Annotated in this window: 18 protein-coding genes; 8 read left to right on the forward strand and 10 right to left on the reverse strand. The window is 29.6% G+C overall.

The genetic code is table 11. From position 1 onward, the window contains the following. Window positions 1-26 precede the first annotated feature (26 nt). From ACIQ06_RS01625 to ACIQ06_RS01635, 3 genes are all read left to right on the forward strand, one after another. The gene (locus ACIQ06_RS01625) at window positions 27-377 is read left to right on the forward strand and encodes a DUF2200 domain-containing protein (RefSeq protein ID WP_396143386.1); all 351 of its coding nucleotides are present in this window, start codon (window positions 27-29) and stop codon (window positions 375-377) included. 18 nt (window positions 378-395) lie between these two features. Next, window positions 396-776 carry a hypothetical protein gene (locus ACIQ06_RS01630; RefSeq protein WP_396143389.1) on the forward strand — a complete coding sequence of 127 codons (381 nt, stop codon included), beginning with the start codon at window positions 396-398 and terminating at the stop codon, window positions 774-776. A 109-nt stretch (window positions 777-885) separates the two neighbouring features. After that, entirely contained in the window at window positions 886-2,136 is a 1,251-nt protein-coding gene (locus ACIQ06_RS01635; RefSeq protein ID WP_396143391.1) for a DEAD/DEAH box helicase, read from the forward strand. Here the strand turns inward: ACIQ06_RS01635 and ACIQ06_RS01640 are convergent. The 5 genes from ACIQ06_RS01640 to holA all read right to left on the reverse strand — a co-directional run bounded on the left by ACIQ06_RS01640 (window position 2,133) and on the right by holA (window position 7,946). Continuing rightward, on the reverse strand, window positions 2,133-4,334 hold the full coding sequence (locus ACIQ06_RS01640) for a response regulator (RefSeq protein WP_396143393.1): 2,202 nt from the start codon (window positions 4,332-4,334) through the stop codon (window positions 2,133-2,135). The genes ACIQ06_RS01635 and ACIQ06_RS01640 overlap by 4 nt on opposite strands. Before the next feature lie 95 nt (window positions 4,335-4,429). Then, window positions 4,430-6,124 (reverse strand): energy-dependent translational throttle protein EttA, encoded by a 1,695-nt coding sequence (gene ettA / locus ACIQ06_RS01645; protein ID WP_396143395.1) that lies wholly within the window; start codon window positions 6,122-6,124, stop codon window positions 4,430-4,432. A gap of 26 nt (window positions 6,125-6,150) precedes the next feature. Continuing rightward, window positions 6,151-6,333, reverse strand: a complete 183-nt coding sequence (locus tag ACIQ06_RS01650; protein WP_345094344.1) for a CAL67264 family membrane protein — start codon at window positions 6,331-6,333, stop codon at window positions 6,151-6,153. A 65-nt stretch (window positions 6,334-6,398) separates the two neighbouring features. Next, window positions 6,399-6,929 carry a hypothetical protein gene (locus tag ACIQ06_RS01655; protein ID WP_396143397.1) on the reverse strand — a complete coding sequence of 177 codons (531 nt, stop codon included), beginning with the start codon at window positions 6,927-6,929 and terminating at the stop codon, window positions 6,399-6,401. Between the two features lie 12 nt (window positions 6,930-6,941). After that, complete coding sequence (holA, locus tag ACIQ06_RS01660; RefSeq protein ID WP_396143399.1) at window positions 6,942-7,946, reverse strand: DNA polymerase III subunit delta; 1,005 nt, start codon at window positions 7,944-7,946, stop codon at window positions 6,942-6,944. A gap of 63 nt (window positions 7,947-8,009) precedes the next feature. On the opposite strand from holA, the gene ACIQ06_RS01665 reads away from it, so the two are divergent. From ACIQ06_RS01665 to ACIQ06_RS01675, 3 genes are all read left to right on the forward strand, one after another. Beyond that, window positions 8,010-8,465, forward strand: a complete 456-nt coding sequence (locus tag ACIQ06_RS01665) for a type I restriction enzyme HsdR N-terminal domain-containing protein (RefSeq protein WP_345094340.1) — start codon at window positions 8,010-8,012, stop codon at window positions 8,463-8,465. A gap of 3 nt (window positions 8,466-8,468) precedes the next feature. After that, window positions 8,469-9,458 (forward strand): glycosyltransferase family 2 protein, encoded by a 990-nt coding sequence (locus ACIQ06_RS01670; RefSeq protein WP_396143402.1) that lies wholly within the window; start codon window positions 8,469-8,471, stop codon window positions 9,456-9,458. Between the two features lie 78 nt (window positions 9,459-9,536). Beyond that, window positions 9,537-10,367, forward strand: a complete 831-nt coding sequence (locus ACIQ06_RS01675; RefSeq protein ID WP_396143404.1) for a flagellar motor protein MotB — start codon at window positions 9,537-9,539, stop codon at window positions 10,365-10,367. A 50-nt stretch (window positions 10,368-10,417) separates the two neighbouring features. On the opposite strand, the gene ACIQ06_RS01680 is transcribed toward ACIQ06_RS01675, so the two are convergent. Genes ACIQ06_RS01680 through ACIQ06_RS01695 form a run of 4 tightly spaced genes read right to left on the reverse strand, consistent with a single transcriptional unit; the run spans window position 10,418 to window position 15,097 of the window. Continuing rightward, complete coding sequence (locus tag ACIQ06_RS01680) at window positions 10,418-11,440, reverse strand: carboxypeptidase-like regulatory domain-containing protein (protein ID WP_396143406.1); 1,023 nt, start codon at window positions 11,438-11,440, stop codon at window positions 10,418-10,420. Between the two features lie 2 nt (window positions 11,441-11,442). Then, the gene (locus ACIQ06_RS01685; protein ID WP_396143408.1) at window positions 11,443-12,063 is read right to left on the reverse strand and encodes an L-threonylcarbamoyladenylate synthase; all 621 of its coding nucleotides are present in this window, start codon (window positions 12,061-12,063) and stop codon (window positions 11,443-11,445) included. 42 nt (window positions 12,064-12,105) lie between these two features. Continuing rightward, entirely contained in the window at window positions 12,106-12,753 is a 648-nt protein-coding gene (locus ACIQ06_RS01690; RefSeq protein ID WP_396143410.1) for a hypothetical protein, read from the reverse strand. 7 nt (window positions 12,754-12,760) lie between these two features. Then, window positions 12,761-15,097 carry an ATP-dependent helicase gene (locus ACIQ06_RS01695; protein ID WP_396143477.1) on the reverse strand — a complete coding sequence of 779 codons (2,337 nt, stop codon included), beginning with the start codon at window positions 15,095-15,097 and terminating at the stop codon, window positions 12,761-12,763. A 149-nt stretch (window positions 15,098-15,246) separates the two neighbouring features. Here ACIQ06_RS01695 and ACIQ06_RS01700 point away from each other — a divergent pair, with 149 nt between their 5' ends. Beyond that, window positions 15,247-15,762, forward strand: coding sequence for a hypothetical protein (locus ACIQ06_RS01700; RefSeq protein WP_344816471.1), 516 nt, complete (start codon window positions 15,247-15,249; stop codon window positions 15,760-15,762). A 6-nt stretch (window positions 15,763-15,768) separates the two neighbouring features. Further along, on the forward strand, window positions 15,769-16,293 hold the full coding sequence (locus ACIQ06_RS01705; protein WP_396143412.1) for a hypothetical protein: 525 nt from the start codon (window positions 15,769-15,771) through the stop codon (window positions 16,291-16,293). Between the two features lie 74 nt (window positions 16,294-16,367). Here the strand turns inward: ACIQ06_RS01705 and ACIQ06_RS01710 are convergent, their stop codons facing one another. Further along, the gene (locus ACIQ06_RS01710; protein WP_396143415.1) at window positions 16,368-17,486 is read right to left on the reverse strand and encodes a hypothetical protein; all 1,119 of its coding nucleotides are present in this window, start codon (window positions 17,484-17,486) and stop codon (window positions 16,368-16,370) included. Between the last annotated feature and the right edge of the window lie 153 nt (window positions 17,487-17,639).

Here is a 17,639-nt window from a genome sequence, read left to right on the forward strand (position 1 = left end):
AAATAACTCATAAATTGAAATACTAAATGGAAAATCATAGAATATTTACTACTTCATTTGCGAGTGTTTATCCGCATTATGTAAACAAAGCTGAAAAAAAAGGTCGTACCAAAGAAGAAGTTGACACCATCATTTGTTGGCTTACTGGATACAACCAAGAGCAATTGCAACAGATTTTAGACAATAAAACAACTTTCGAAACTTTCTTCGAAGATGCTCCACAATTAAACGAGAATGTGACTAAAATAACTGGAGTAATTTGTGGTTATAGAATAGAAGAAATAGAAAACAAATTGATGCAAAAGATTCGTTATTTAGATAAACTAATAGACGAATTGGCTAAAGGTAGAACCATGGAAAAGATATTGAGGAGTTAAAATATTATACAATAAAAAATGAATAAAAAAGTAATAATTTCTTTATTAGTAGCTCTTTCAGTTGCTTTCCTATATTCATATTTCAATATTCCAAATAAATTTGAAACTGAAGGAGGCTCATGCTATCAAGGAATTACTGCCTCAATTATTCGTTTCTTCTTAAAAGTTTGTAGTGTACTAAATGTAATATCAATTATTTTTCTATCTAAAATAAAACCTGCAAAATTTGCAAGTATTCTATCATTAACAATTTGGTCAATAGGAACATTGATTCATTCTAGTGATAATATCTTAATTGGATTTACATATTTTACACCTTTTTTATTATTGAATATTTTAATTGTAATTATAATTTTTAAAATGCCTTATAAATTAGATTTAGATAATACTTCAAAATAAATCAAATCTCAACTTCCCAATTTATTGACTAAAAACAAGGTTTAATAAATATAACCTATCTTTGCTCCCGAAGTTTCGGGACACAAAACAGTTCAAGACGATTACACTTATGACATTCAGCGATTTAAATTTATTAAAAAACATACAACAGGCATTAACCGAAGAAGGTTACGAATCGCCTACTCCTATTCAACAACAAGCTATTCCTGTAATTCTTGAAGGAACCGATTTAGTGGGTTGTGCACAAACAGGTACCGGAAAAACAGCTGCATTTGCTATTCCTATTATTAATATGCTTCATCGTTTGGTAGGTTCGTCTGCCAAGAGAAAAGTAATAAGAACTTTGGTGGTTACTCCTACTCGTGAATTAGCTATTCAAATTGACGAAAGTTTCAATACCTACGGAAAATATACCAATATTCGTTCGATGGTTATTTTTGGTGGTGTTAGCCAAGTGCCACAAGTTGATCAACTAAAAAAAGGAATTGATATTCTAATAGCAACACCTGGAAGACTTTTAGACCTTCACAAACAAGGATTTATTGATTTAGATCATTTGCATTTTCTAGTTTTAGATGAAGCCGATCAAATGTTGGATATGGGCTTTATTAATGATGTAAAGAAAATTGTAAAACTTACTCCAGACAATAGACAAACACTTTTATTTTCTGCAACGATGCCAATGGCTATTCGTGAATTGGCAGATACTTTTTTGACCAAACCAAAATATGTTTCGGTAGATCCAGTTTCGTCAACAGCAGAAAAAGTAAATCAAAAAGTATATTTTGTTGGAAAAGAAGACAAAAGAAAATTATTATATCACATCATCAGAAACGATAAAATCGAAAATGTATTGGTTTTTACAAGAACTAAACATGGTGCAGATAATGTGGTAAAAGCTCTAAAGAAAAACAATGTAACTGCTGAAGCAATTCACGGAGATAAATCGCAAAACGCAAGACAACGTGTTTTAGATGCATTCAAAAATAAAGAAATATCTGTATTAGTTGCCACCGATATTGCAGCTCGTGGAATTGATATTGAAAGTTTGCCTTATGTAATCAATTTTGACATTCCAAACATTTCAGAAACTTATGTTCACCGAATTGGCAGAACCGGAAGGGCTGGAAATACTGGTTTGGCAATTTCATTTTGTGCCAAAGACGAACAACCTTATTGGAAAGATATTGAAAAGTTAATTAAGATTAATGTAAAAGTAGAAAAAGAGCATCCTTATCCCTACACAGACGAAGTTCCTAATCCGGATGCAAAACCAGATTTGAGAAATAAAAAGAAACCAGAATCTGGAAATTCAAGAAAATCAGATGCTTCTAAAAAGAATAAAAAACGTTGGTATTAATCAACGTTTTTTTTTGCAACAAGATTATTAATAACTTGAAATAACTTACCTTGTTCAAATGGCTTTATGATAATATCATTCATTCCACATGACAATGCTTGCTCGGTAATTTCTTGTTTATCAAATGCCGTTAAAGCTATTACTGGAGTAGTAATTCCTTTTTTTCTAATGAGTTTTGTAGTATCAAATCCATTAATAATTGGCATGTTAATATCCATTAAAATTACATCAAAATTTTCTTTATCTAGTAACTCAATTGCTGCATAACCATCTTCTAGAATGGTACATTTGAAATTATTACTTTCTAAAATTTTCTTAGTAACAATTTGATTGATTTTATTGTCTTCCACCACAAGAATTTTGTAAAAATGATTCGACGATAAATCAACAACAATGTTATTTATAATCTCATTCTTTTTGGTTTCATCAGCTTCAAAACCAATAGTAAATGAAAAGTTTGTTCCAACACCTTCTTCACTTTCAAGATGAATTTTACTTCCAAACAATTCGGTTAATTTTTGTACAATAGATAGACCTAATCCAGTACCTTGGTAATCTCCTTCTTTACGTTCTATTTGCACAAACTTTTCAAAAATTTTCTCTTGATCTTCTTTTGCAATTCCTACACCATTGTCTTGAATACTGAAATAAATAAAATGCTTAGTTCCTTCTATTCTTTCTTGCTTTGCAGTAACTTTAACTTCACCATCTTTGGTAAATTTCAAAGCATTACTTACTAAATTCATAAATACTTGTGACAAGCGCAGTTTATCACCAATTAAGAATTCAGGAATATTGGCATCAATATCGGCAATTAATTTATTGTTGTTTTTTACTGCAATGAATTCTAAGGAATCAACAATGGTTTTAATTTCGTCAGAAACATTAAAAATCATATTTTCCAATGTGATTTTATTTTCTTCTATTTTGTTAATTTGAAGTAAATCATTCACCAATGACAAAAGATATCTTGCCGAAAATTTTAAAGAATTTAAATGCGGACTATTTACTAACTCTTTATGTTCATCAAGAATAATGTTTGTAATTCCAACAACTCCATAAAGTGGCGTTCTTAATTCATGACTAATTGTTGAAACAAACTGAGTTTTCAATTGAGATGCAACCTCTGCTTTTTCTTTAGCTATTTTTAATTCCTCATTTGCTATTTTTAACTCTCGATTAGATTGTTCTCTAAAGACGTTATTTTTATACAATGAATAAAGCAATAACAACAAAATGAAAAGTATAATTACAAAAAGTAAAACAATTAATTTCGATTCTTTCAAATCTTTAGATTGCTTTGATTTTTCTACTTCAATTTTATCAATCTGTCTTTGATATTCTGCTAATTCAATTTCACTTCCGGCTAATTTTACCTTTTTAATTCGTTCATCATTATAAACTTTTTCTTTAAGTTCTTGATGAAGATTTAAATAATAAAAAGCTTTTTCATAATTCTTGTTTTTATTGTAATGTTTAGAAAAGTCATTATAAACATCACAAACATTGGAATCAACAAGTTTTGAAGTATTTTTTTTACTCAAATTTACAGCTTCATTAAAATTCTGTTCGGCTTTTACATTGTCATTATAAAAACTGTAATAGGAACCAAACATTGAGTACAAAGAAATTTTTGCTTCTAACTCTTTACTTTTTAATACATAATCCTTTGTACTTTCTAGATAGACAATCCCATTTTTGAAATCATTAATTGCAAAATAAGCAGACGCAATATTGAGTTTAGTATACATAATTTCTATAGAATCTTTTATTTTTTCGGAAAAAAACAGGGCTTTCTTATAGTATTCAATACTTTTCTTAAAATTATTTTTTCTGTAAGAATAATAACTTCCAATATTATTATTTACCCAATCTCTAATTGAATCATTTTGGGCTAATTCGGCGTGTTTAAGTGCTTTTTGATAATAATCAAATCCTTTGTCTGGGTTATAAAATTCTTCAAAATTTAGTCCAATTACATTATAGGCTTTTGCCATTAAAGCATCATCTTTAATTTTGTAGGCATTATCTAAAGCTGATTTAGATAATTTAAGTGATTTATCTACATCTAAATTAAAAAAAGCATCTCCTGCTTCAATAAGTGTTTTCTCAATCTGTTTTTTTGATTGCACTTGAGAAATCGCCAACTGTAAAAAAGTTAAAGCAATTAAAAGGAATATTTTTTTATTAATTTTCAATTATTATAGGTATAGTATTTTTCGAAAAAGAATCTTTATAAGCTAAAGTTACAAAAAAAATCCCAAACAAATTTGGGATTTTTTTATAAAAACATTTAATTTCTTATTAACTTTTTATATTTCAATCGCTTAGGTGTTAAGTCTCCTCCTAAACGTTTTTTCTTATTTTCTTCATATTCAGAGAAACCACCTTCAAAGTAATACACTTGAGAATCTCCTTCAAAAGCAAGAATGTGTGTGCAAATTCTATCTAAAAACCATCTGTCGTGAGAAATAACTACCGCACAACCAGCAAAGTTTTCCAAACCTTCTTCTAAAGCTCTTAGTGTATTAATATCTAAATCGTTGGTTGGCTCATCTAATAAAAGTACGTTTCCTTCTTCTTTTAAAGTCATAGCAAGATGTAAACGGTTTCGTTCTCCACCAGAAAGTGCTGAAACTTTTTTATTTTGTTCGCTTCCACCGAAATTAAAACGAGATAAATAAGCTCTTGAATTAACTTGTCGTCCACCCATCATAATAAGTTCTTGACCATCACAGAAGTTTTCCCAAATAGATTTATTTGGATCAATATTAGAATGCGCTTGATCAACATAAGCTATTTTAACTGTTTCTCCTGTTTCAAATGTTCCTCCATCAGGAGTTTCTTCACCCATAATCATTCTGAAAATAGTTGATTTTCCTGCACCATTTGGTCCAATGATTCCAACAATTCCTGCTTGTGGCAATGTGAAATTCAAATCATCATATAATAATTTGTCTCCAAAAGCTTTGGCAACACCTTTAGCTTCAATAACATTAGTTCCTAAACGTGGTCCATTTGGAATGTAGATTTCTAATTTTTCATCTAATTCTTTTTGGTCTTCGTTTAATAATTTATCGTAGTTCTGAAGACGTGCTTTTTGTTTGGTTTGTCTTCCTTTAGCTCCTTGACGAACCCAATCCAACTCACGTTCTAAAGTTTTCCTACGTTTTGAAGCTGTTTTTTCTTCTTGCTCCATTCGTTTAGATTTTTGATCCAACCAAGAAGAGTAGTTTCCTTTCCATGGAATACCTTCACCTCTATCAAGTTCTAAAATCCAACCAGCAACGTTGTCTAAGAAATATCTATCGTGCGTTACTGCAATTACAGTTCCAGCATATTGTGCTAAATGTTGTTCTAACCAAAGAACTGATTCTGCATCTAAGTGATTCGTTGGCTCATCTAGTAATAAAACGTCAGGCTGTTGCAATAATAAACGACACAAAGCAACACGACGACGCTCTCCTCCAGATAAGTGTTTGATTGGTGTATCACCTTCTGGTGTACGTAAAGCATCCATTGCAATTTCTAGTTTGGTATCTAATTCCCAAGCACCAGAAGCGTCAATTTTATCTTGTAAATCGGCTTGTCTGTCCATCAGTTTTTGCATTTTATCTGCATCTTCATAAACTTCTGGCAAACCAAACATATCGTTGATTTTGTTGAACTCTTCAAGAACAGCAACAGTTTCAGCAACACCTTCCTTTACGATTTCAATAACTGTTTTAGTATCATCTAATTGCGGTTCCTGCTCTAAATAACCTACAGTATATCCAGGCTGAAAAACCACATCACCTTGATAGTTTTTATCAACTCCAGCAATGATTTTTAATAAAGATGATTTTCCAGAACCATTAAGTCCAAGAATACCAATTTTAGCTCCATAAAAGAAACTTAAATAGATGTTTTTCAACACTTGCTTATCACTTCCTTGATACGATTTACTCAATTTTTGCATTGAGAAAATTACTTTCTTATCGTCTGACATTTTTATCTTGTTATATTAATTTAAAACTAAACTCTTCCTTTTAAGGCGTTAAAAACCCATGCATTGGCTAAAAACCCTACGCCAGTTGCTCCAAAACCCCAGCCAGCTGTTTCATCATATCTGAATGCTCCTAATCCGATTAGAATTAATCCCATTACAATCATTATTAAAGTAGCCCAACCAAAAACGGTATTTTTATTCATTCCCATAACTTGTACTTGTTTTTTATTTTTTTGAGGATGACAAATATCGTGAATATTGATGAAATTATAAACTAATTTTTAAATTTATAAAACAATGATAGAATTACAACTAATGACGAACCAATAACATTAATAATTATATCTTTTATGTTAGTTTCTTTTAAATAAAAAATAGGTTGTTGCTGATAAAAATTCTGAAAATACTCATTCAAAAATCCTATTCCATTAAATGCAACAAACACTACTAATAAATTCAGATAAAATTTACTTGAAATCAAATTGAAAATCTGCATATAAACATACAAAGTTAGGCAAATCACAAAAGCAAAAAACAAGTGTTCTAAACTATTTAAATGATAATCAATGGTTTTAGAAAAATTGAAAATATCTATTCTTACAAAAACAATAAAACCTAAAAAGGATAAAAACAACCAATTATAAAACTTATGTGATTTTATTTTTAAATAATTGGAATTTGAATTTAAGTATTCAAATGATAGGTAAAATAACACTTCGTAAATCAACAAAAAGCTTATACCTGAAACTATTGTAACCAAAAATAAAAATAGAAAAAGTAATCTTTGAATATTTAATGAGTTCATAAAAACTTAATGCTAATTAAAAATCTTAACCAGCATTTCCTTTAATAAATCGTGATTTGGTAACGAATTTGCACCAACACCTTTACTTTTTACATCAATATCTCGCAGTGTTGCTACAATTGAACTCACCTTTTTCATAGGATAGTTTTTTAGAGCAACGTCATAATCTTTCAAGAAAAATGGACTAACACCAAGAACAGCGGCAACATTTTTAGGATTCTTATCTTTCAATCCATGATACTTTAATAGCTTGATAAAAAAACTAAAAACCAAACTAGTTGTAACAACCATTGGATTATCCTTTGGATTATCAGCAAAATATTGAGCAATTTGATAAGCCTTCAGTTGATTTCTTGAACCTAACGCATTTTGCAATTCAAAAACATTGAAATCTTTACTGAAACCAATATTTTCTTCAATATCTTTAGGATTAATGGTGTGTCCATTTGGTAAAATGATTTGTAATTTATTCAATTCATTGCTAATTCTACTTAAATCATTTCCTAGAAATTCAACCAACATTGCATTGGCTTTAGGTTCTATAGAATAGCCTTTTCCTTGTAAAACTCTTGAAATCCATGTACCAACTTGATTGTCATACATTTTTTTACTTTCAAAAACGACTCCGTGTTTGTCTAAAAGTTTGGTGACTTTTTTTCGTTTATCGAGTGTTTTGTATTTGTATGCAAAAACTAAAACCGTTGTAAGTTGAGGGTTTTCAACATAATTTTCAATTTTATCAATGGTTCTTGATAATTCTTGAGCTTCACGAACTACAACTACTTGCCTATCTGACATCATCGGAAAACGTTTTGCATTTCCAACAACATCTTCAATGGTCACATCTCTTCCATATAAAATGGTTTGATTGAAATCGCGTTCGTGTTCTTGCAAGATATTTTGCTCAATATATTCGGTCAATTTATCAATATAATAAGGTTCATCACCCATTAAAAAATAAATAGGTTTGATATTTCCAGCTTTTATATCATTGATAATTTTTACAACTTCATCCATTATTCTTAGTATTCAGTGTTCAGTAGCAGTTGGCAGTTTGTATAAATTAACTATTTTTGCTTCATGCAAAAACTCAATTTTCCAACATTTACGTTTCGGTTCAAAAATAGTGAAAATAAAGTAGCTATCTTCGATGAAATTAGGAAAAAATTTATCATTCTCACACCTGAAGAATGGGTTCGTCAGCATGTAGTTCAGTTTTTATTACAAGAGAAAAATTATCCTAAATCGTATATTAATGTTGAAAAATTAATTAAAATTAATGATTTAAATAAACGCTATGATGTAGTTGTATATCAACCAAATGGAGAATTATTTTTATTAATAGAATGTAAGGCTCCTGAGGTAAAAATATCACAACAAACCTTTGATCAAATTGCAAGATATAATTTAGTTTTAAAAGCCAAATATCTTATGGTAACTAATGGCTTAAATCATTATTTTTGCCAAATGGATTTTGAAAATGAAAAATACGTTTTTCTAAAAGAACTTCCTGAATTTGAAACTACAAATAAATAAATTTTGAAAAAAATAGCTGTCGTTGTATTGAATTGGAATGGTGTGAAATTGTTAGAACAATTTTTGCCATCTGTTTTTTCATTTTCTAATGAAGCTACTGTATATGTTGCTGATAATGCTTCTTCTGATAATTCAATTCAATTTATAAAAGACAATTATCCAACCATAAAAATCATTCAAAACGATGGAAATTATGGGTTTGCAAATGGATATAACATTGCTTTACAACAAGTTGAAGAAGAGTATTATTGTCTTTTAAATTCAGATGTTGAAGTTACAGAAAACTGGCTTACTCCTATCCTTTCTTTATTTGAATCTGAAAGTGATGTTGCCATAATTCAGCCAAAAATTCTTGATTTTAAAAATAAAGAATATTTTGAGTATGCTGGTGCAGCAGGTGGATTTATTGACAAATATGGATATCCTTTTTGCCGAGGAAGAGTTTTTGAAACTATTGAAAAAGACAACCATCAATATGATGATGAAAAAGATATCTTTTGGGCAAGTGGCGCTTGTTTTTTTATTCGAAAAGATATTTATAGAAAATTAAACGGTTTTGATGGTGATTTTTTTGCACATCAAGAAGAAATTGATTTATGCTGGAGAGCATTCAATCTTGGATATAAAGCAAAATATACTTCAAAATCTATTGTTTATCATGTTGGAGGTGCAACTTTGAATGAAGGAAATCCGAAGAAAACATTTTTAAACTTTAGAAATTCTTTGTTAATGCTTTTGAAAAATTTACCAAAAAACAAATTGTTTTCAATAATCTTCCTTAGATTGGTCTTAGATGGAATTGCAGGAATAAAATTTATTTTTCAAGGAAAATTTAAACATTGTTTTGCAATTATTAAGGCACACTTTCATTTTTATCATTTGATTTCCAAAAACTTAAAGAAAAGAAACTCTGTTCAAAAGGAAAATTACTTTCATACAAAAAGCATAGTTTACTCCTATTTTGTTAAAGGAGGCAAGGTTTTTGAGAGATAATTAACAATACTTTATAGTAAATGTTCGTTTAAACAATCAAGAAATTGTAATTTTGCAATATCAAAAATCAAATTCATTATGAGAAAAGTAATTTTTATGTTTTCATTGGCTGCATTGACATTAACATCGTGTGGAACCAAAAAGAAACTAGCTGAATTAGAGCAAAAAAATAAAGAGTGTCAGGATTTATTAAATTCTACAACAGTAAAATTAAATATGTGCTTAACAGAAAGAGAAGCACTTGAAAAGCAAAACGAATATTTAAAGAAAAACAATTCCGAGTTGATTAATAATGTTGGGAATATGACAACATTGACTCAACAAGGTGCTGCTAATATTGAAAAAGCACTAGAGTCTATTAAAGAAAAAGATTTGAAAATTTCTAGAATGCAAGATGCTTTAACTAAAAAAGATAGTGTTACGCTAGCATTGGTAACTAGTTTAAAAAGTTCGGTTGGAATTTCAGATCCAGATATTGAAGTTAATGTAGAAAAAGGAGTAGTTTTTATTTCTATTGCTGATAAATTACTTTTCAAAAGCGGAAGTTATGTAGTAAGTGACAGAGCTAAAGAAGTTTTAGCAAAAGTTGCAAAAGTTGTTAACGACAAACCTACATTTGAATGTATGGTAGAAGGTCATACAGATAGTGTTCCATTTACAGGTAATGCAGTTTTGTTAGACAACTGGGATTTAAGTGTAAAACGTTCAACTGCAATTGTTAGAGTTTTAACTAAAGATTTAGGTGTAAAACCTTCTCAATTAATAGCTGCTGGACGTGGAGAATATGTACCATTAGTGGATAACAAAACTGCTGAAAATAGAGCTACCAACAGAAGAACTAGAATCGTAGTTTTACCAAAAATTGACGAATTCTACGAAATGATTGAAAAAGAAATGAAGAAACAGTAATTTAATATTAGATTTTAGATAAAAAACGCATTAAGAAATTAAGGCGTTTTTTATTTTATACCATAATTCAACGGAACCATATCGGCAACTTTCAACTGTGCTATATATCCAGAGAAAATCATGTTTTCTACATTAGAATTGTTACCAAATTGATCTACAAAAAAAGTATCGGTTTCAAATATTATTTTTGATTGTTGTTTCTTTTTGTATAACAAATTGAATTCGGCAACAAACTTTTTCCCTACTAAGGATTTATTTTGTTTAGTGACGAAAACTTGCTTAGTGTCAGAATCTCCAGTTATCTTAAAATAATCATTTGGATTTTCTTGAAAACTACCTACAAACAGAAGAAAATTGTCTTTGTCCCAAATATTATTTACTAAATTTCTAAAGAATTGTAATTGTGAACCTTCATAACATTTTTGGCGTTGCTTTAGTATTTTAGGATTAGTCTCTATTTCTTCATATCGAGATAATCCTAAATAAAAACTTCTATAAACATCTGACGAACTTATACTTGTGGAAAAAAACTTGACTTCAAAATCAACCAATTCATAGTTTATTTTGTAGCCTAAAAGTGCATTATTGATTATTAAAGGTTTGTCTGAATAAGCTTTGAAAGTGTTAGTAGTTTCATCATAATCAAAATATAAATCGTCTTCATTTTCAATTTTGGCTTTTCTTCCAACAGCAGTTTGTCCTAAAAATTGTTCGCGAAATAATTTTAATTTTTGCTTTCTTGAAAAGCGATCTTTTTTTAAAACAACTTCATTCAAAATGTCAACCGCTTCTTTTAGAACAATATTAAGCTCTTTACCATTATCATAGTCTTTGATATATTGTGTTTGATATCCGATAAAACTAACGGCTAAAATACTATTGATTTTACCACCATATTGTAATTGAAATGCTCCATCTTTATCAGCAATTGTTGCAATTGAAGTTCCATCAAAATAAATGTTTGCACCCGGCAAAGGCTGATTTTTTTCATCAACAATTTTACCTTTTACAACTTGGGCAAAAGAAATTGAAGAAAATAGGATAAGTAGAGAAAAAAGTTTGACCAAATTCATATTTACAAAATATCTAAACTTCCTTTTCCTTCACGAATTACTTTTGGCTCGTATCCTGATAAATCGATTATTGTTGATGGAATATTATAACCATAACCTCCGTCAATTACAATATCTACAATGTTTTGCCATTTTTCAAAAATCAATTCAGGATCTGTAGAATATTCTAATACTTCATCTTCGTCGTATATCGAAGTTGAAATAATAGGATTTCCTAATTCTTTTACAATAGCTCTGATGATATTATTGTCAGGAACACGAATTCCAACCGTTTTTTTATTCTTGAATACTTTTGGTAAATCATTATTTCCTGGCAAAATAAAAGTATAAGGTCCAGGTAGAGCGCGTTTAAGTAATTTAAAAGTTGAAGTGTCAATTTGTTTGACATAGTCAGAAATATGACTTAAATCGTAACAAATAAAAGACAGATTGGCTTTTTCAAGTTTGATTCCTTTAATCTTTGCAACTTTTTCTAAAGCTTTTAAATTGGTAATATCACAACCTAATCCATAGACAGTATCGGTTGGATAAATTATTAAACCTCCATTTTTTAAAACATCAACTACTTTTTTGACAGCTGATTCATTGGGTTTATCGTCGTATATTTTTATAAATTGTGACATAAAATTAAGGAATATATAAAGGTAAAGATACCACAAAAAATGTTAGGGTGATTTAGAATTTGATAGTTCTTTAATATCCCAAGTTTCTAATATGTAATAATTCCAAATTCCTTTTTTAACTTCAATACTAACTTGAAAATCATCCGGATTTTTATCTAAGTAAGGTTTGATATCTTCATAACTAACTCTTATTCTCTCTTTTTTACCTTTGAAAATAAATCTAATTAAATTAGAACCACTTCTTCCTGTTGAATGATGAAAATCATAAACTTTTAAAGTGTAAGTTTCGATTAAACTATTATTTGATTCTATTTTATTGATACCATCCCAAATTATATTGGAAGGAATCCAAAAAAGCATTACTGCCAACATAAAATGTATCAAAAATAAAAATGGCAAGTAAATTATTTTATGAAAAATATTTTTTTCCTTTTTTATGGAAGGCAGAATATCGTTCCAATCAATTGAAAGTATATTAAATTTTACAATTAAAAATAATCCGATAACTACTGGCATCCAAAAAACAAATAAATCATATCTGTTATCACTACCTACATACTCAGATTCAAAGAAATAATAATGTATTACACCAATTACAAGAATAGCTATTAGAAATTTATATTGAATCTCTTCTCGCTTTTTTTTTCTAGTTTTATTAATTTTAGAGGATTTACTTTTTGTAATTTTCATTTTTGTGTTACCCAATTACATCCAACTTTGCAAAGCGCAACAACAACTTCTTTATTCCTCCAACATCAAATCGGATTTCAGCTTTTTTATCAGCTCCTACTCCTTCTAAATTGATTACTTCACCTTTACCAAAACGTTCATGCATAACAACATTTCCAATAGTAAGCTTATTGTCAAACAAATTGGAATTGGAATTACTTGGAGCATTATTTGAGACAGGTTTCAATTTGCGAATATTTAAAGAAGAAACTGGTTCGTCACCATATTTTTTTGGTGGAGTTCCTGCTGCTGGTTTTGACAAACGCAATTTAGATTTATCAATATCACCAAAAATATCAATATCCATCATAGGTTTATATCGATATCCTCCTGCATCACTTGGGTTTATATATTCTAAATAGTCTTCCTTGATTTCTTCTATAAATCTCGAAGGTTCACTGTCTGTAAGTTTTCCCCAACGATAACGCGATTGCGCATAAGTAAGATACGCTTGATGTTCTGCACGAGTTAAGGCAACATAAAACAAACGACGTTCTTCCTCAAGATCGCTTCTAGTATTCAAACTCATCGCACTTGGAAATAAATCTTCTTCCATTCCAACCACAAAAACATAAGGAAATTCAAGACCTTTGGCTAAGTGAATGGTCATAAGTGCTACCCTATCATCATCACCAGTGTCGTTATCTAAATCGGTTGCTAATGCTACATCTTCCATAAACTCAGACAAAGCTCCACGAGCACCATCAATTTCTTTTTGACCTTCAATAAAATCTTTGATACCACCCATTAAAACTTCAATGTTTTCAATTCGTGCAATACCTTCTGGAGTACCATCCTTTTTTAATTCTTGAACTAATCCAGTTTTTTTGGTAACGTGATCGGTTAAATAAAAAGCATCTTGGTTTTCATTAATAACTTGAAAACTTTTTATCATGGTAACAAAATCTTGCAATTTTGCTTTTGTTCCTGAATTTAATTTCAAATCAATTTTATCTATATGCTCCATGACTTCAAAAATGGAACGCTTATAATGATTGGCTGCAACCGTCAATTTTTCAACAGTTGTATCTCCGATTCCTCTTGCAGGATAATTGATAACTCTAATTAAAGCTTCTTCATCTTTTGGATTGATAACCAATCTTAAATAACACAAAACATCTTTAATTTCTTTTCTTTGATAGAACGATAATCCACCATATATTCTGTAAGGAATGTCTCTTTTTCTTAAAGCATCTTCCATTGAACGCGATTGCGCATTGGTTCTGTACAAAATAGCAAATTGACCATTTAGCATTTGGTTTCGCATTTTTTGTTCAAATATTTCACCGGCTACAAAACGACCTTCTTCACCATCGGTAACACTTCTATGAACTTTTATTTTTGGACCGAAATCATTTGCTGTCCAAACAATTTTATCTAATTTGGTTTTATTCTTATCAATAATAGAATTGGCTGCTTCTACAATATTCTTGGTTGAACGATAATTTTGTTCCAATCTATAAGTCTGAACATTATCATAATCTTTTTGAAAATTCAAAATATTATTAATGTTAGCACCGCGAAAAGCATAAATACTTTGAGCATCATCACCAACAACACATATATTTTGAAATCTATCTGATAAAGCTCTTACAATCAGATATTGAGAGTGATTTGTATCTTGATACTCATCTACCATTATATATCTAAATCTATCTTGATATTTAGCTAAAACATCTGGAAAGCGATTTAATAATTCGTTGGTTTTTAATAATAAATCATCAAAATCCATGGCTCCTGCTTTGAAACATCTATCGACATAATTGGCATAAACTTCACCCAATCGCGGTTTTTTAGACATGGCGTCTTGCTCTTGAAGCTCCGGATTATTTAGATATGCTTTTACTGTAATTAGTGAATTTTTATAAGATGAAATCCTGCTTAAAACTTGTTTTGGTTTGTAAACATCTTTATCCAATTGCATTTCTTTGATAATTGAAGAAATCAATCGAACAGAATCTTGAGTATCATAAATTGTAAAATTGGACGGAAAACCTAATTTATCGGCTTCACTTCTAAGAATTCTTGCAAAAACGGAATGAAAAGTTCCCATCCAAAGGTTTTTAGCTTCGTTGGTTCCTACAATATCAGCGATACGCTTTTTCATTTCACGTGCTGCTTTATTGGTAAAAGTCAAAGCTAAAATATTGAAAGCATCAACTCCTAAACTCATAAGATAGGCAATACGCATGGTAAGCACACGTGTTTTACCAGAACCAGCACCAGCAATAATAATCATTGGACCATCTTTCTGTAAAACTGGTTGTTGCTGTGCTTCGTTTAGTTGGCTGATATATTTCTGCATCATAAGAATTCGTTCTGTATAATTTTGAGAATTACAAAAATAGGTTTACTAACTATTAATAACAATATTTTAAAGCTTGATTTATTAACTATTTTTTGCATCCAACTTAAAAATTGTTTTTCTTTGTATACAAACTAATTTTCAAACACATGAAATCAAAAATTTTGTTATTCAGTACTGCTTTAGTTCTATTTTTTGGATGTTCTTCTCCTTCTAAAAATCTTAAAACATCTTATAGTGAAATTAACAATGAAGGAATGATTGTAGGAACAATTTGCATTGAAAATAAAACTTATAGCGGTTATACTTTTGTTTACACAGATGATTTACCAGCTGTTGCTGATTATGCAAACCAAAGTAATGAAATTACCTATAAAAATTCTAGTGGTGATTTTAGAGAAAAAGGAAAAACCTATTTTCTTTTTTCAATTGTAAAACCTGAAGGGAAATACAAGTTTGCAAAAATCAAAATTTATGATAATACTCGTGAAAGACAATCTGAATTTGTAATTCCATTGAATCATAAATTTGTTGTTGAAAAAGGAAAGACAACGTATTATGGACAATTAACCATAAATACTCAAGAAAAAAAATATACTGTAGAAAACAATTTGGATCGAGATAAAGAATGGTTCAAGAAAAAAGCACCTCAAATACAATTTTAAACAATTATGAATACAGATAAAATTATCGAATTAGCCTTTTATACATTACCAGCTTTAATTACTGGTGGAGTTGCCTACTATTCTTTTCAAACCTTTTCAAATAGTGAAGAGAAAAGAAGGAGATTTCATTTACTTAAAGAAAATCAGAAACAATCTTTGCCATTAAAACTTCAAGCTTATGAACGATTAGCATTGTTATTAGAACGCATTAATCCTTCTAAATTATTGATTAGAGTTGCTCCATTAAATGATAATAAAAGTGATTATCAAAATTTATTGATTCATCACATTGAGCAAGAATTCGAACACAATTTGACGCAACAAATATATGTAACTGATGAATGTTGGACAATGATTGCAACTGCAAAAAACACAGTGATTCAAAACATAAGAAAGACTACAATGAATCCTGAAGTTGCTAATGCTGATAAACTAAGAGAAACAATACTAAGTAATCTTTTTGAAAGTGGAGAGTCTGCAACTAATGTTGCATTAAGTTATTTGAAAACTGAGGTTAAGGATTTTTTATAAAAAATTATTAGATACAAAAAAGCCGTTTCAATTTTGAAACGGCTTTTTCATTATATAATTAGGGTTTAATATAATTATGGTTTGTTAGCAACCGGAATTACAACATAAACAGTTCTAACCATTTCATTTGAAGCTGGTAAAACTTGTGTATTAATTAATTGTCCGTCTGCAGTGTAAGCTCTAAAAGTAAGTATTTCATTTCTTGGAACACCAGCACTCAAAGTACCATTAGGACCAGTTGTTCCTAAATTCATTAATACATCTCCTGTACTTCCATCTTGTCTTGAAATTGTAACTCTAACACCATTTACTGGAGTACCATCAAAGTTTGTAACAACAACATTCAAAGTAGCAACTACATAAGCGTAATCGTTATTCCACCATGTAAAGTGAGAAACGTTACCGATGTATCTGTTACCAATTTTTCTAGAGAAACCTTCTTCTTTCCAAAGACCTGTAGCTTCATCAAAATGCCATAATGGAATTGTAGCTGGAGCAGTATCTAATTGGTTAGTAGCAATTGGCATAGAAACGTTAGCAGTGTGACCAGTAGCTATTTGTAATTTTTCGTCATTATCACCATATAATTCAACATTCACCATTCCGTATGTTTCCATACCAGAAATAGAACCATCTTCTCTTGTTCCAATTAAGTTACCTGGCATTTTGTCAAATACATTAGCATCTCTTGAATCTAAGAAGTGCATAGAAACTTTTACATTTCCAGTATATGGTTGACCATTTTCTAACATGAAAGCTCCGTCAAAAGTAACTCTTGTAGTACTTGGTAAACTTACCACTGATGTTTGACCTGAAGGAATTGTTGCAACAACATTTCTTTCTAACATCATGATTGTTACATTGTTTACTCCTGCATGAGGAAAAACCATTCTTGAACCATTAATGTAACCAGATTTTGTAGCAGTCATGTATGCAAATCTCTCTTTTACAGAAACATTAGATAAAGTAAATGTTCCATCAGCAGCAGTTGTAATAGTTTGACCACTCATTTCAATTGTTACACCTGAAATTGGTTGATTGTTTACATCAACAATTTTACCTGCAAAATCACTTGTTGTATTATTTCCAAAATTGAATGAATAAGTTTCAGAAGCTTCATCACTACTATTACAATTTGTAAACACTAATGTTAAAAGAGCAACTCCTAATACTAAAAGTTTGTTAGTTTTCATATTTTCTTGATTAAAGTTTTTAATAAGGGTTAATAATTCACATGGCAAATGAAATGAGTTAAATCCTATATTAAAAAAAAAATCGTTATGAATCATTGAAAATCGATAAACTACACTTTTGGATAACTAAACAAACATTAAAGTGATAAAAGG

This window comes from Flavobacterium sp. (assembly GCF_044341265.1).
Classification (GTDB): domain Bacteria; phylum Bacteroidota; class Bacteroidia; order Flavobacteriales; family Flavobacteriaceae; genus Flavobacterium.

Bases quoted from the DNA above. Each gene is read 5' to 3' on its own strand.
- ACIQ06_RS01625 (WP_396143386.1), top strand. From the start codon at position 27: ATGGAAAATCATAGAATATTTACTACTTCATTTGCGAGTGTTTATCCG.
- ACIQ06_RS01630 (WP_396143389.1), top strand. From the start codon at position 396: ATGAATAAAAAAGTAATAATTTCTTTATTAGTAGCTCTTTCAGTTGCT.
- ACIQ06_RS01635 (WP_396143391.1), top strand. From the start codon at position 886: ATGACATTCAGCGATTTAAATTTATTAAAAAACATACAACAGGCATTA.
- ettA (WP_396143395.1), bottom strand. From the start codon at position 6,124: ATGTCAGACGATAAGAAAGTAATTTTCTCAATGCAAAAATTGAGTAAA.
- ACIQ06_RS01650 (WP_345094344.1), bottom strand. From the start codon at position 6,333: ATGGGAATGAATAAAAATACCGTTTTTGGTTGGGCTACTTTAATAATG.
- ACIQ06_RS01655 (WP_396143397.1), bottom strand. From the start codon at position 6,929: ATGAACTCATTAAATATTCAAAGATTACTTTTTCTATTTTTATTTTTG.
- holA (WP_396143399.1), bottom strand. From the start codon at position 7,946: ATGGATGAAGTTGTAAAAATTATCAATGATATAAAAGCTGGAAATATC.
- ACIQ06_RS01665 (WP_345094340.1), top strand. From the start codon at position 8,010: ATGCAAAAACTCAATTTTCCAACATTTACGTTTCGGTTCAAAAATAGT.
- ACIQ06_RS01675 (WP_396143404.1), top strand. From the start codon at position 9,537: ATGAGAAAAGTAATTTTTATGTTTTCATTGGCTGCATTGACATTAACA.
- ACIQ06_RS01680 (WP_396143406.1), bottom strand. From the start codon at position 11,440: ATGAATTTGGTCAAACTTTTTTCTCTACTTATCCTATTTTCTTCAATT.
- ACIQ06_RS01685 (WP_396143408.1), bottom strand. From the start codon at position 12,063: ATGTCACAATTTATAAAAATATACGACGATAAACCCAATGAATCAGCT.
- ACIQ06_RS01690 (WP_396143410.1), bottom strand. From the start codon at position 12,753: ATGAAAATTACAAAAAGTAAATCCTCTAAAATTAATAAAACTAGAAAA.
- ACIQ06_RS01695 (WP_396143477.1), bottom strand. From the start codon at position 15,097: ATGCAGAAATATATCAGCCAACTAAACGAAGCACAGCAACAACCAGTT.
- ACIQ06_RS01700 (WP_344816471.1), top strand. From the start codon at position 15,247: ATGAAATCAAAAATTTTGTTATTCAGTACTGCTTTAGTTCTATTTTTT.
- ACIQ06_RS01705 (WP_396143412.1), top strand. From the start codon at position 15,769: ATGAATACAGATAAAATTATCGAATTAGCCTTTTATACATTACCAGCT.
- ACIQ06_RS01710 (WP_396143415.1), bottom strand. From the start codon at position 17,486: ATGAAAACTAACAAACTTTTAGTATTAGGAGTTGCTCTTTTAACATTA.